The following is a 14,472-nucleotide window of genomic DNA, read 5'->3' as shown; positions in this document are numbered from 1 at the left end:
TTGTGCACCATCTTCAAGGAGTTTTGCACATTTTGCTATTTTTAGTAAATCCAAACACCTTTCTGAAAAATAAATTTCAATTTTACAATTGCAAACATTGTATTTCTTTTTCAGTCTTATTTCAGTTACTCTGATTAAACTTCATATCAAAAGATCGTTGATTCTGATATGAAAGGAGTAACAGATTATGACTGACTATATTTCAGTTTGGAGCCTGATTCGGGCCTCGGGATTTTTAGCTTACTTTTTCATGACCATCTCACTTGCCTTTGGACTGCTAATCTCTCTATCGATCATGAAGAAAAAGAAGGCGTTCCTGCTTTCCTATCATCAAACGAGCGGCTGGTTTGGATTGCTGACCATTGTTTTTCATATGACACTTATTTGGAAGGATCAGTTTGTACCATACTCATTAACTGAGCTATTTATCCCTTTATTTGCAAAAAATGCACCCGTTTTCTCAGCACTTGGGACCGTTTCATTTTATTTATTCTTATTGGTGATTGGTACATCTGACTTCTTTATAAAAAAACTGGGTCGTGCAATGTGGAAGAAAGTCCATATCGCCGTGATTCCTGCCTGGGTGATGATGGTTATTCATGGTCTAGCAATCGGTACAGATTCATCAAGGTCTTGGGCATTATTCATCTATGCAGCGGGAATAACCCTTATCCTTGTTTTAGCTTTCCTTCGCTGCATGGAATCACTAGTATTACGTCAATCCCCGGAAGTGGGGAAAGTCAACAGTGTGAAACAAAAGTAACGTCAAGTCGGTGCAGAATTTTTTCTGTACCTTCTTTGTGTGCGCCCGGCATGGGCTATAACTTGGTGGTGAAAGTCCACTACAGGCCTGGCAGTAGGAACTGTTAGCCAATGGCAAGGGTGTCCACCGTGAGGTGGAATCTGAAGGAAGCCGGAGGCAAAATCCCGAACTGACGAACAGAAACTGTATATAAGGCTGAATTGGAATGGACGAGTTTGCACAACAAAACAAAGTCCAATACTGCACGGACTCCATACAGTAAATACAGCAGTTACATGGGAGGAAGGTTATAGCTCTTACCCGGGGAGGTCTCACGGACAAGCAGAAACAGAGTATGAAGCTTGGTTGAAACAAGATTTATCGTGAGAAGTCAGCAAAAGCCATAGTACAGAGATGCTCTAGACATCAAAGGAAGGGCTGAACTAAAGGAAGTGGAAGTCAATGAAAGTTACCAAAAGAACACAAAAGTGCAGAAAACAAGAAGAAACCTATCGTCAAAGAAATACTGCGGAACAGGAAATGTATGACAGAGGGCACTGTTTAAATAGGATAACTGAAAACAACACCACTAACAGCAACAGGCAAAACGAATGGATGCTTGAGCGAATTCTATCCAGTGATAATCTTAAACTAGCATATAAATAGGTTAAGAAGAACAAAGGAGCAGGTGGTATCGATAAGATGACAACAGATGAACTTCTGGGATATCTAGTCGAACACCAGGGGGAACTCATACTATCCATTCGGAGGGGAACATATAAACCTCAACCCGTTAGAAGGGTAGAAATACCAAAAGATAATGGGAAAACAAGAAAACTTGGCATTCCAACAGTAGTAGACAGAATGATCCAACAAGCCATTGCACAAGTCATAATCCCTCTCTTCGAGAGGCAATTCTCGAACAATAGCTATGGATTTCGACCACACAGAAGTACACATGATGCACTTCTAGCATGTCAGAAGAATGCAAATGAAGGATACCATAATGGGATAGATCTGGACTTAGCACAATATTTTGACACGGTTGATCATAGCAAACTCATACAAATACTTGGCAATACCATCCACGACGGCCGCGTTATTTCTTTAATCCACAAGTTTCTTAACGCAGGAATTATGGAAAAGGGTGTAAAGACAACGAATGATTTCGGAGTACCGCAAGGTGGACCATTAAGTCCACTCCTGGCTAATATTATGTTAAATGAATTGGACAAGGAGCTGGAATCAAGGAATCATCGATTTGTCCGATATGCCGATGATATCGTCATTTTCTGCAAAAGCAAAAGAAGCTGTGAAAGAACCTATCAGCACATCCTCCCATTCATAGAAGGAAGATTACGGCTGAAAGTCAATCAAGAGAAAACAGAAATCACACATATACGGAACATAAAGTTTCTAAGTTATGGATTTTATTTCTACAAAAGAAAATGCCGTCTAAGGGTACACCCGAAGGGTGTTCAGAAGTTAAAAGACAAAATCCGCCTTTTAACAGGACGAAGTAATGGAATGAGTATTGAAAAGAGAAAGGAAAGACTGAACCAAACGATTCGCGGTTGGGTCAATTACTACAAACTAGCTGACATGAAGAAACTCATGGCAAAAATGGACCAATGGACCCGAAGACGAATGCGAATGGTAACTTGGAAACGCTGGAAGAAGATTCGCACCCGCTATTATTGGCTCAGAAAATTGGGAGCCAGTGAAAGAAAAGCATGGGAATGGGCGAACACAAGAAAAGGCTACTGGCGAATCGCTGGTAGCTATATCTTGGATAAAACCCTGACAAACGAACTCTTCCGAAAAGCGAAATACGTTAGTTTTCTTGAGTATTATTTGTCCGTAAGACTGTAAACTTTAGAACCGCCGTGTACGGAACCGTACGCACGGTGGTGTGAGAGGTCGGCTAATCAAATAATGATTAGCCTCCTACTCGATTTTCTGAATAAATGGAATTTAATAAGGGGGGACGGTCCAAGGTGGCGGATTTTAAAAGAAAAAACGCTTGGAATTTTTTCCAAGCATTTTTTAAAACCGTAATGCTATTATTCTACCGTTGCTATTTTTCTAATCAGCAACACCTTGAAACTCTCCCATCTTTTGAATTATAACGTGTTTCCTGGGCTTCACAAAAGAATTCTTTCCTTGATTGAATAGGCTCACCAGGATGATGAGTGTCCATATGCTCCACATATTTTTCATAGCTTGGCACTCCAACAAGCAGGCTTATAAATTGTTTCCGATAGTGTAAGATAACTTTTAGTTTTTTAAGCATAAGTTTTCACATCTCCATTATTTTCGCGTGGAACAAATGGCTCTTCATGTAATGCCAGTTTATGGTTTGTGATGACCTTAAACCAAATACGTAAAGCAGAAATGAGTACGATGATTACCACGGCCATAAATATTCCTGTTAACGTAGCATCCACATAGTCATTAATAAGTACCTGCTTCATTTGTGCAGCTGTTTTGGCAGGTGCCAAAATTTGTCCATCATTAAACGCTGTTTGGAAAACTTTGGCGTGGGATAAAAAGCCAACCTTAGGATTACTGTCAAAAAGTTTTTGCCAGCCTGCTGTTAACGTCACGATTAACAGCCATGTGGTAGGAAGCAGCGTGATCCATACGTAAACTTTTTTACCCATTTTAAAGAGAAGTGTCGTACCGAGCAGCAAGGCAATACCGGCAAGCATTTGATTCGCGATACCAAATAACGGCCATAATGTATTGATTCCACCGAGCGGGTCGATAACACCCTGATAAAGAAAGTATCCCCAGAAACTCACGCAAAGAGCGGTTGCAATCAGGTTTGGAACCCATGCTTCCGTTCTTTTGAATGGTTTATAAGCTGTCCCGACAAGGTCCTGAATCATAAAACGTCCAACACGAGTACCCGCGTCAATTGTCGTCAAGATAAATAGTGCTTCAAACAGAATGGCAAAATGATACCAGAAAGCCATTAATGCTTTTCCACCAATGATCTTTGAGAAGATGGTTGCCATTCCAATGGCAAGTGTTGGTGCACCACCTGTTCTAGAGAGAATCGATTGTTCACCAACATGCTTGGCAATGGTTGTTATTTCATTCGGTGTTACGGTGAAACCCCAGCTGGTGATCGTAGTAGCTGCTTGTATAGCATCTGTACCAATAACAGCTGGAGGGCTATTGATTGCAAAGTAAACCCCAGGACTAAGTACACATGCAGCAATCATCGCCATAACCGCGACAAATGATTCGGTCAGCATAGCCCCATAACCAATTGGACGAGCATGCGATTCCGTCTCGATCATTTTTGGTGTTGTCCCTGAGGAAATGAGAGCATGGAAACCAGAGACAGACCCACAGGCAATCGTAATAAATATGAAAGGAAAGAGGTTTCCAGAAAAAACAGGTCCTGTTCCATCAATAAACTTTGTTAGTCCAGGCATTTGAAGATTTGGTGCTACAATGACAATTCCTAATGCAAGAGCTAGTATGGTACCAACCTTCAAGAATGTACTTAAATAATCCCGCGGTGCCAGAAGCAGCCAAACAGGGAGGACAGACGCAATAAAGCCGTAAATAATCAACATAATAGCAATTGTTTCACCTTTAAAAGTAAACATTTTTGCCAGGGTTGGGTCTTGGGAAACATATTGTCCGAAATAAAGGGCCAGCATCAATAGGACAATACCTATAATGGAGGCTTCACCAACACGGCCCGGCCGAATAAATCGCATGTATATGCCCATTAAAATTGCAATTGGAATCGTAGCGGCAATCGTGAACATTCCCCACGGGCTTCCGGTTAGCGCTTTCACGACAACTAATGCTAAAACGGCTAACAAAATAATCATAATTCCTAAAATACCAATCATCGAAATAAACCCTGTTATTGGGCCCATTTCTTCTTTAATCATTTCTCCAAGAGACTTCCCATTTCTGCGCATGGAACCAAATAGGATGATAAAATCCTGAACGGCTCCACCTAAAACAACCCCAACGATAATCCAAATGGTTCCGGGCAGATATCCCATTTGTGCCGCAAGGATTGGGCCAACCAATGGACCGGCTCCTGCAATGGCTGCAAAGTGGTGCCCAAAAAGAACATATTTGTTTGTTGGTACATAATCCTTCCCATCGTTGTGAATCTCTGCAGGCGTCTTACGAGTGTCATCTAGCTGAAAAACCTTTTGAGCAATAAATTTGCTGTAAAAACGATAGCCAACCGCATAAGTACAAACTGCTGCTGTTAACAGCCAAATTGCATTGATTGTTTCACCGCTGTTTAATGCTATTACCGCAAAACTTGCAGCACCCAGCGCTGAAATAACCCCCCATAATAGTATGGATCTTATTGCTTTCAATGAACTCGCCACCTTTCTGTTATATAACAATTATAGTATATTACATAATTTTGAATGTTTGTACTATTTTCTTGTACTATATGAAAAAAATACTTACTGTTTTTACAAATTACGTTATTGTCCATTGATTCAAGGTTTTGTTTTCTATAAAATGGTAAAGAATCAAATGTTAAAATAATAGTGGTGAGAGCGAATATGGAAAATCAAGATTCTGAAACATATGAAATTTTCGAGGCATGTTTACTTGCGGGGAAGATTATGCTCCAATGCGGAGCAGAGACCTATAGGGTCGAGGACACAATGACGAGGATGGCAGCCGCTTTTGGCATTTCAGAGACACACAGCTATGTAACTCCAACAGGGATTATATTCTCAGCTGGCGGCGTGGAGCCAACGAAGACAAAGCTAATTCGGATTTTAGAACGTTCTACCGATTTAAAGAAGGTCGCAATGGTCAACAGTATTTCTAGACAAATTAGCAGCGGGAACCTGAGCCTTCAAGAAGCAATTGCTCAGTTAAAGGAAATTGAAACACTAAGGATGACCTTTCCAATGATGATACAAGTGGCAGCTTCATCGATTACCAGTGGCTGCTTTTTAATTATGTTTAATGGAAATTGGAATGATTTTATCCCAGCAATGATTTCCGGAGGGGTGGGGTATCTTAGCTTTGTCTCCTTTCATCGGTTTGTACCAATCAAGTTTTTTTCTGAGTTCCTAGCGTCATTTATTATTGGTCTGCTATCGCTGTTTTTTGTAAAAATAGGAATAGGACATCAGTTAGATAAAATTATCATCGGATCGGTTATGCCCTTAGTTCCGGGGTTGTTGATTACCAACGCTATTAGAGATTTAATGGCAGGACATCTTGTTTCAGGCTTATCAAAAGGAGCTGAGGCATTTTTAACCTCCTTTGGGATTGGGTCTGGGATTGCCGCTGTATTGACATTTTTAGGTTAGGCATATCGAATTGCAGGTATGCTGACATTGGAATGTCAATAAAGCTAGATAAGTAATCGTTAATAGGAGGTTGTGGAATTGGCCATTGTTGCACAGTTAGTAACAAGCTTTATCGCTACAGGAGCATTTGGAATTCTTTTTAATGCACCAACAAAAACACTTATTAAATGTGGATTAATTGGAATGGGTGGCTGGATTATTTATTATATCTTGGAAAACAATAATCATGATGCTGTTGTGGCAACAGTAACTGCAGCCGTTTTTGTAGGTGTTATTAGTCATGTTTTAGCGAAAGCATATAAAACCCCTGTCATTATTTATAGCGTTGCCGGAATTATTCCATTGGTGCCGGGAGGACTTTCCTATGATTCGATGAGGAATTTTGTTGAGAATGATTATAATACAGCGCTCAACTTAGCAGCAAAAGCCTTCATGCTATCTGGTTCAATTGCCTTCGGTCTTGTTTTATCCGAGGTTATTAACCAAGTGTTTCGGAAGCTGACAGACAAACAAAAGTATGTGAAAGAATGAAACGAATTAAGGAAAAGTTAAAAGGCACACATATTATACATATGTTATTGTTCCTTGCCGATCATTAAACAATAAATACAAAGTGAGAGGATGAACTTGACTTCTATAATAAAGAAGATTTTTTTATCAGCTATAATTATGGCAGTGCTTATCTTTTTGACGGAAAATTTCCTAACCATTCATAAGCAAGCTAGAAAATCCTCAGCAATTCGTAAATCAAATTCTTTAAGCCAACTTGAAACTGCATTAGTTGAAAAACAGCCAATCCTCTTAGAGAGTAAACTGTTAGATATTCCCTTAATCAATCAGCTGGATCCACCGGGTCTTTATAATGGCTGTGAGGTAACAAGTTTAGCAATGATCTTAAACTACAATGGGTATACTGTGACGAAAAATGAACTAGCTTCTAAGATAAAAACGGTCCCCTTAAATTATAAAAATGGTCTTAAAGGAAACCCAAATGAAGGCTTTGTCGGTGATATGGTGGATGGCCCAGGATACGGTGCCTACAATGGACCAATTTATGATTTAGCTAAGGAGTATGCGGGTGATAATGTAGTTAATTTAACGAGTAGTCCTTTTACCGATTTACTGAAACAAGTGAGCGGTGGTCAGCCAGTTTGGGTGATCACAACCACCAGCTTTTCGCCTGTTTCTGGTTTTGAAAAGTGGTCTACACCGCAAGGTACAATCGAGATAACCTTCAGCGAGCATAGTGCTGTGATAACTGGATATGATGAAAATTTTATCTATGTTAATGACCCATATGGTCATAAAAATCGAAAATTAGATCGTGATAATTTTGAAAAGGCATGGGAACAAATGGGTAGCCAAGCTATTGTTATTGAAGAAGAACCCTCAAATGCATAAAGAGGGTTACTAAATTGGCAAAGGCAGAGGAACGAATCATCCCTCTGCCTTTTTTGCTTTTGGTTCAAAGAACCTTTATGAGTAACTTATGAATAGTTGTACTTTTTCTGTATCAGAGTTTTAAACTCTGATAACTGTCTAGCTGCAGCGCCCAGCGACTAGTGTACTTCGCCCACCTCCCTACGATAAGTCAAGCACGAATGCGCTAACGCTCTTCGTGTTTCCTTTATCTCAGTCGATGTGCTCCAGTCCTGCCGTGCGCTAAACGGGCGCTTTCGCTTTTCTATTTCGTAAGGTAAAAATATTTTTATTTAATGTTATAGCTTTTCTATACTATAACAATTTGCCGCGGTTCAAATCCCACCTGATGGTTTTATACCTAAACGACGTAAGCCCTACCTCTCTTACATCCTTACGGCTCCGAAGCCGATCCAGTGTGAATAAGTCTTTCTAAAAAAAACAAAAGCAGAATGCCAGTTCATTTTTACATTACGATTATCTGTTAATCCGAAGTACCATAAATTTAAAGCACAATAGATAATATTACATTGATTTTATCTATAAGTCAATAGCTTGAGTATAATTGCTTCTAAAAAGGATGTTTTAATAGGATGAATGCTCCTCGATTCTCTCTACTTCATGATCGTTAAGAAGTTTGGTTTTAAAACAATAAATGTAGTAGCTGCCAACACACTGAAGTATTTAAGAAAATACTTACATAAATGCTATCGAAAATGATCACCCAGTTAGCTTATTTTTCTGATATATTATTAATGTGTTTAAATAGAATTTTGTGCTTTCATTTTCGTTAGCCACAGCGCCGACTAGTGTACGTCGCTAAAAGGGTGCATGCGTCTTTGTTATTTTGGAAGCGTTTCCGAATTATGGGCTGGAATAGAAAACATTAGGACAATTGAGTTAAAGTGACGATGGAAAGAGGGAAGTTAATGCTGACATTAGTGCCTCTTATGCTTGAACGTGTCGGGATTTTGATCATAGTTGCGTTTTTACTTTCACGAATGAAAACATTTCGCCGGGTTATTCATGATGAACATGGTTTACGGGAGAAAGTTTTCATGATTGCTATTTTCGGAGTCTTTGGGATCATTAGTAATTATACAGGGGTTGAGATTAGTCATGGTTCCATTAGGTCCCAGGACTGGTTAACAGAAATAGACAAGGACAATGCCATTGCAAATACAAGGATCATGGGAGTGGCCATTGGAGGTCTGCTTGGCGGACCAGTCGTTGGGATTGGCGCTGGTTTAATTGCCGGTCTTCATCGTTTATCACTGGGAGGTTTTACTGCAGGGGCTTGCGCATTTTCAACTATTTTGGCAGGAATCGTTACTGGTTTTATGGGGAAACACTTTAAAATCCAAGTGGAAAAGACGCCGTGGAAGGCTGTTGTCATCGGGATTTTGATGGAATGTGTCCAAATGGGTATTATCCTAGTTGCGGCAAAACCTTATGATGAAGCACTGCATTTGGTTGATTTAATTTCCGTACCGATGATTGCGATTAACGGTTTTGGAACATTTATATTTTTAATGATTATTCAAGAAATTCTTTTGGAAGAAGAGCGGACTAGGGCACTGCAGACGCATAAAGCGCTCTATATAGCTCAACAGACACTGCCTTTTTTTCGTCAAGGTTTAAAGGTTGATTCATGCAAAAAAGCGGCAGAGGTCATTCTGAAATGGACGAACGCCGATGCCATTTCCATAACGGATCAACAACAAGTGCTAGCGCATGCAGGTGCAGGTTCAGATCACCATTTACCATTAAGTAAGATGGCGACTAAATTAACGAAAAAAGTCTTAGAGCAAGGGAGGATTATTACTGCTAAATCCCCCCAGGAAATTCAGTGCTGGAAGGAAAATTGCCCTCTCCATGCAGCCATTGTTCTACCGCTGCATGTTCATCAAAAAACGGTTGGGACATTAAAGCTATACTTTAAGAATATAAGCAAGCTTGATCAAGTAGAACAGGAGTTAGCAGAGGGATTAGGAAAGCTCTTTTCAGATCAACTAGAAATGGCAGAAATAGAAATGCAAAGAAGGCTGTTAAAAGATGCTGAGATCAAGGCTCTGCAGGCGCAGATTCATCCTCATTTTCTTTTTAACGCCATCAATACGATATCAAGCATGATTCGAACGGATGCTGATCAAGCTAGAGGGCTTTTGATTAATTTAAGTACCTTTTTTCGCAGTAATTTGCAGGGTGCCCGTCAAATGCTCATACCCCTTGAAAAAGAACTTGAGCATGTCGAGGCTTATTTATCATTAGAACAAGCGCGTTTCCCAGACCGATACAAAGTGGAAATGGAGATTGCCCCGTCACTAGAACATGTTTTAATACCGCCCTTTACGCTGCAGCCGCTTGTTGAGAATGCCATTCGTTATGCTTTTCAAAAAACGAAAACAGGAACTGTAAAAATAAGTGCTTTCGAAGAGAATGGCAGAATGGTTCTTCTTACTGAAGACAATGGGCAAGGGATCTCACCAGAACGGCTTCAAACACTTGGAAAGCAAACTGTTGAATCAGCTGAGGGGACCGGTACGGCATTATGGAATATTAGAACACGCATCGAGGAAATTTATGGGCCTGAAGCTTTATTTCAGATAGAAAGTAATGCAGAAAGAGGTACCAAAGTTTGTATTAAACTTCCCTAACAAAGGAGAATTGGGGTGGGGAATTTGCTTAAAGCTTTTATAGTTGATGATGAGCCACTGGCTAGAGATGAACTTGCTTATCTATTGAAAAGAAGTAAGCAAGTAGAAATTGTGGGGCAGGCGGACAGCTTAGAAACAGCTCTAGTAAAATTACAAAACCTTGATATCGATGTTATTTTTTTAGACATCCAACTCGGGGATCAAAGTGGAATTGACATTGCCAACAAACTAAATGAGCTGGAATATCCTCCGATGATCGTGTTTGCCACCGCGTATGATGATTACGCACTCAAGGCTTTTGAGTTAAATGCTGCTGATTATCTATTAAAGCCATTTGAAGAAAAGAGAGTTTTGCACACCATCGAAAAATTAGTAAAATTAACAAGCGCCCATGAGCCGCCAATCCCATTGGCTTCAAGACAAAATACTGGGCTTTCTGAACTGTCTGAAAAAATTGCAATTACGGTAGATGAAAAAATCATTTTAGTGAACGTAAATGATATTCTTTATATTGGAACAAATGAAGGAAAGACGATTATTGTTACAAATAAGGAAAAGTATGTAGTTAATGATGCTTTAGTTACCTTCGAACGAAAACTAAAATGCTTTTCAATCATTCGTGTTCACCGTGCTTTTATTGTTAATATTAACGGTATAAAAGAAATAGAACCTTGGTTTAATTCAACCTATAACCTGGTAATGACAAATAGTGATAAGGTTCCGGTAAGCCGAACCCATATAAAAGAATTGAAACAGCTGCTTGGATTCTAAGCAGCTGTTTTTTCGTCTAGCTTCGATGCACAGGAAGTGCTAGTGCCGATGTGGCCGCTAGGACGGCGGCGCTTTTTTTAGTCGGCCAGCGCCCAGCGTACTTTGCTAAAAGGTGCATCCGCTTTTATATTCGCATTTCAAGTTCCCTTTTTTGCATTTCAATCCTAAGTTTTTGCGTTTTAGCCTGAAAACCTATTGTTAGCGCTTTTATTTAGTATGATTATGCCATAGAAAACAAACAACTTAAGGAGGTTGTTAAAAATGAATGCGGTCCCAATTGTCATAGGATCTCTTTGTATTTTAATCATAGCCTACCGTCTCTATGGAACATTTATGGCTGTTAAAGTTATGAAGCTAGATGATTCAAAGGTAACACCAGCACATGAATTTGATGATGGAAAGGACTATGTTCCAACTAATAAGTGGGTAACCTTTGGACATCACTTTGCAGCAATTGCTGCTGCCGGTCCGCTTGTCGGTCCGATTTTGGCAGCACAATTCGGTTATTTGCCAGGATTATTATGGCTTTTGATCGGGGCAGTAATTGGGGGAGCTGTTCATGATGCAGTTGTTCTCTACGCCTCAATGCTAAGAAAAGGGAAATCTCTATCTGAAGTTGCAAAGGAAGAATTAGGCCCAGTTGCAGGTTTTTGTACAGGTTTAGCAATGCTCTTTATTATTACGATTACGATGGCCGGCCTTTCAATGGTTGTATTAAATGCACTTGCAAACAATCCTTGGGGAACATTTGCTGTGGGAATGACAATTCCGATTGCGATGGCTGTTGGATTGGCCTATCGGAAAACAGGAAATTTAAAACTTACTTCAACGTTTGGTTTTATTGCTATCATGGTTTGTGTATTCGTCGGACCCTTTATTAAAGATTCTATCCTTGGACACTGGTTGACATTGGATATAAAGACATTATCCTTTATCTTACCAGCATATGCATTTATGGCAGCTGCTTTGCCTGTTTGGTTGTTATTAGCTCCAAGGGATTATTTAAGTACCTTTATGAAAATTGGCGTATTTGCTGCCTTGATTATTGGTGTTTTTATTATCAACCCATCGATTCAAATGCCAGCGTTTACTAAGTTTATTCATGGCGGCGGTCCAGTTATCGGTGGTCCGGTTTGGCCATTTATCTCAATTACCATTGCTTGTGGTGCCATTTCTGGTTTTCATGCCTTCATTGGTTCAGGAACGACACCAAAAATGCTTGACAAGTGGACAGATATTAAAGCTGTCGGGTTTGGCTCCATGCTTATGGAATGTGTAGTCGGTATCATGGCTTTGGTTGCTGCAACAGCATTACAGCCAGCTGATTATTTTGCGATTAACTCTGCACCTGAAGTATTTAAGACATTAGGAATGCATGTTGATCAATTACCGAAACTGGCCCATGAAATTGGTCTTAATCTGGAGGGAAGAACAGGTGGTGCGGTAACGCTGGCAGTTGGAATGACCTATGTGTTTACCGGTATTTCCTGGTTTTCTAAGCTATCGTCCTATTTCTTCCAATTCGTTATCATGTTTGAAGCTGTTTTTATTTTAACAGCGATTGACGCAGGAACCCGTACGGCACGTTATTTAATTCAAGACTTCTTTGGCGATTTTTACAAGCCATTGAAAAACACAAATTGGCTGCCAGGCTCGATATTTGCCAGTGCGCTGTCAAGTGTAATGTGGGGGTATCTCCTCTTTACCGGTAATATTGGTTCGGTTTGGACACTATTCGGTGTTTCCAATCAGTTAATGGCTTCCATTGGATTGATTATTGGGGCAACAGTTATTCTTAGAGTTGCTGATAAACGCCGCTACATGTTAACATGCCTTATTCCACTTGCTTATCTGTATGTTACCGTAAACGTTGCCGGATACTGGATGGTTAAAAACGTCTACCTTAACCCAGCGGCTGCCGGTTATAATGTCCTAAATGGTGTTCTATCCGTTATCATGTTAGTTCTTGGTGTAGTTATTATGATTACCGCGATAAAAAAATGGATTACGATGTGGAATTCACCTCGAGTAAAACTTGAGTCACATGTAGCGTGATACAAGTTAAAAGGAAACTTACTGATATTGGTAGGTTTCCTTTTTTTATGCGAAAATTGTCGAATGTATCATGGATTTTTCATATTTTTTGTAAACCCACTTTAATAATGATGATAGAATATAGGGGAAACTAAAAATTTATGACAGGGCGTTTATTTTAATGAAAGAAGAGATTAGAATTACAAAGTTGGTCTTAGAAGAGAAAAAAGCCGTTAAGTTATTTTTTTGGCTGTTTAATATCGTTTTTATTACTTATGATTTATTTAGTTATTTTATTTTTCCGAAATCTCTTAACAGAGAAGCAGGTATACCTCAAGGAGGACTTGGTTATTGGTTTTATTTGCTTATTTTTTTGATCACACCTATTGGTATATATTTTTTAAAAAGAGGTAATCCATATCTAGTCAAATATATATTTTTTTTCGGCTATACACTTTTTGATTTTTTAAATTCTGTATTGATTTACTGGGGGAGTAACAAGCCGTTCGCTAACGGAAGTTTAGTCGAAATTTTTTTGGTACTGTTCTCACCCCTATTTATTAATAAAAAATATTTTTTTCTTGTCTCATTAGGTACAATTGTTAAATACGGATTGCTTGGGCTTATCCTAAAGGACACAAGGGTTCTTGTTGCTATTTTGTTAGTAATTATTATATCTGCAATTGCATTTGTTCTATTAGTCCGATTTATTTCCTATATTAAAGCAATAACTTCTGTCCATGAAGAACTCCGCCAAAAAGAAAAGCTGGCTGTAATTGGCCAAATGGCTGCTGCGATTGGCCATGAAATCCGCAACCCGCTTGCATCATTAAAAGGATTTACTCAACTGCAGCAGGAAAGGTATCCAAATACAAATGATTTTTACCCGATTATGATTCAAGAAATAGATCGAATAAATTCAATAGCAAATGATTTAATGTATCTTGGAAAACCAAAATCAGTCCAATTTACAAAGGTAAATATTGAAGAGATCATCGCCTACACCTTATCAATTACCCAGCAGCAGGCTGAAAGGCAACAAATAATTATTGAAACAATTATGGAAGGACCGCTTCCTCCTATTGACTGCGATGATAAACAATTAAAACAAGTGTTTATTAATCTAATAAAAAATGCAATTGAAGCAATGCCTGATGGTGGAAAAATAAGAATTAATATCAAGGTCTTGGAAGGAAAAAGGATGTTAACATCTGTTCAAGATGAAGGCTGTGGAATTGAAGACGAACATATTCTTAATCTAGGTGAACCATTTTATACAACGAAAAAGGATGGCAATGGTTTGGGCTTAATGGTTACAAATCAAATTATTAGTGATCACAATGGACAATTTAGGATTGAGAGCAGCGTGGGGGTAGGAACAAAAGTTAATGTAATTTTACCAATCTCTCAAAAGTAAAGAGAATAATTAACAATTTATACAAAGTAATTCTGTTTCTAATAGGTAGATAAATGATTTATAATTTGTATAAAATAGGTCTTTTTAAGTAAATTCTAAGTGGTTACA

The 14,472-nt window shown here is 39.0% G+C and carries 10 protein-coding genes and 1 pseudogene; 9 read left to right on the top strand and 2 right to left on the bottom strand.

Annotation, left to right across the window (positions count from 1 at the left end):
* Window positions 1-187: 187 nt before the first annotated feature.
* Complete coding sequence (locus JN080_RS20305) at window positions 188-763, top strand: ferric reductase-like transmembrane domain-containing protein (RefSeq protein ID WP_256237803.1); 576 nt, start codon at window positions 188-190, stop codon at window positions 761-763.
* Between the two features lie 657 nt (window positions 764-1,420).
* Window positions 1,421-2,614, top strand: a pseudogene (gene ltrA, locus JN080_RS20300) (group II intron reverse transcriptase/maturase); the annotation flags it as partial.
* 217 nt (window positions 2,615-2,831) lie between these two features.
* Here ltrA and JN080_RS20295 read toward each other — a convergent pair.
* Complete coding sequence (locus JN080_RS20295; protein WP_256237802.1) at window positions 2,832-3,035, bottom strand: YbdD/YjiX family protein; 204 nt, start codon at window positions 3,033-3,035, stop codon at window positions 2,832-2,834.
* Window positions 3,028-5,106: a carbon starvation CstA family protein gene (locus JN080_RS20290; RefSeq protein ID WP_256237801.1), complete on the bottom strand. Its 2,079-nt coding sequence runs from the start codon at window positions 5,104-5,106 to the stop codon at window positions 3,028-3,030. Before JN080_RS20290 ends, JN080_RS20295 begins: the two co-directional genes overlap by 8 nt.
* A gap of 195 nt (window positions 5,107-5,301) precedes the next feature.
* Between JN080_RS20290 and JN080_RS20285 the strand changes: the two genes are divergently transcribed.
* From JN080_RS20285 to JN080_RS20255, 7 genes are all read left to right on the top strand, one after another.
* Complete coding sequence (locus JN080_RS20285; RefSeq protein ID WP_256237800.1) at window positions 5,302-6,066, top strand: threonine/serine exporter family protein; 765 nt, start codon at window positions 5,302-5,304, stop codon at window positions 6,064-6,066.
* A gap of 78 nt (window positions 6,067-6,144) precedes the next feature.
* A complete protein-coding gene (locus tag JN080_RS20280) occupies window positions 6,145-6,597 on the top strand; it encodes a threonine/serine exporter family protein (RefSeq protein ID WP_256237799.1) in 453 nt (150 codons plus the stop codon).
* A 138-nt stretch (window positions 6,598-6,735) separates the two neighbouring features.
* Window positions 6,736-7,467 (top strand): C39 family peptidase, encoded by a 732-nt coding sequence (locus JN080_RS20275; RefSeq protein ID WP_256237833.1) that lies wholly within the window; start codon window positions 6,736-6,738, stop codon window positions 7,465-7,467.
* Window positions 7,468-8,414: 947 nt separating this feature from the next.
* Window positions 8,415-10,142: a sensor histidine kinase gene (locus JN080_RS20270; RefSeq protein WP_256237798.1), complete on the top strand. Its 1,728-nt coding sequence runs from the start codon at window positions 8,415-8,417 to the stop codon at window positions 10,140-10,142.
* 24 nt (window positions 10,143-10,166) lie between these two features.
* On the top strand, window positions 10,167-10,913 hold the full coding sequence (locus tag JN080_RS20265) for a LytR/AlgR family response regulator transcription factor (protein ID WP_256237832.1): 747 nt from the start codon (window positions 10,167-10,169) through the stop codon (window positions 10,911-10,913).
* Window positions 10,914-11,174: 261 nt separating this feature from the next.
* The gene (locus JN080_RS20260; RefSeq protein ID WP_256237797.1) at window positions 11,175-12,968 is read left to right on the top strand and encodes a carbon starvation CstA family protein; all 1,794 of its coding nucleotides are present in this window, start codon (window positions 11,175-11,177) and stop codon (window positions 12,966-12,968) included.
* Between the two features lie 160 nt (window positions 12,969-13,128).
* On the top strand, window positions 13,129-14,364 hold the full coding sequence (locus JN080_RS20255; protein ID WP_256237796.1) for an ATP-binding protein: 1,236 nt from the start codon (window positions 13,129-13,131) through the stop codon (window positions 14,362-14,364).
* The last annotated feature ends 108 nt before the right edge of the window (window positions 14,365-14,472 follow it).

The organism is Bacillus sp. EB600, from assembly GCF_024494385.1.
Lineage (GTDB): Bacteria > Bacillota > Bacilli > Bacillales > Cytobacillaceae > JAEVLT01.
The sequence above is the reverse complement of the archived record's forward strand: the minus strand, read 5'-3'. Positions and strand labels throughout refer to the sequence as shown.

What these genes read in the sequence shown, in the direction of transcription:
- JN080_RS20305 (WP_256237803.1), top strand. Translation starts at nt 188, where the DNA reads ATGACTGACTATATTTCAGTTTGGAGCCTGATTCGGGCCTCGGGATTT.
- JN080_RS20295 (WP_256237802.1), bottom strand. Translation starts at nt 3,035, where the DNA reads ATGCTTAAAAAACTAAAAGTTATCTTACACTATCGGAAACAATTTATA.
- JN080_RS20285 (WP_256237800.1), top strand. Translation starts at nt 5,302, where the DNA reads ATGGAAAATCAAGATTCTGAAACATATGAAATTTTCGAGGCATGTTTA.
- JN080_RS20275 (WP_256237833.1), top strand. Translation starts at nt 6,736, where the DNA reads ATGGCAGTGCTTATCTTTTTGACGGAAAATTTCCTAACCATTCATAAG.
- JN080_RS20270 (WP_256237798.1), top strand. Translation starts at nt 8,415, where the DNA reads ATGCTGACATTAGTGCCTCTTATGCTTGAACGTGTCGGGATTTTGATC.
- JN080_RS20260 (WP_256237797.1), top strand. Translation starts at nt 11,175, where the DNA reads ATGAATGCGGTCCCAATTGTCATAGGATCTCTTTGTATTTTAATCATA.
- JN080_RS20255 (WP_256237796.1), top strand. Translation starts at nt 13,129, where the DNA reads ATGAAAGAAGAGATTAGAATTACAAAGTTGGTCTTAGAAGAGAAAAAA.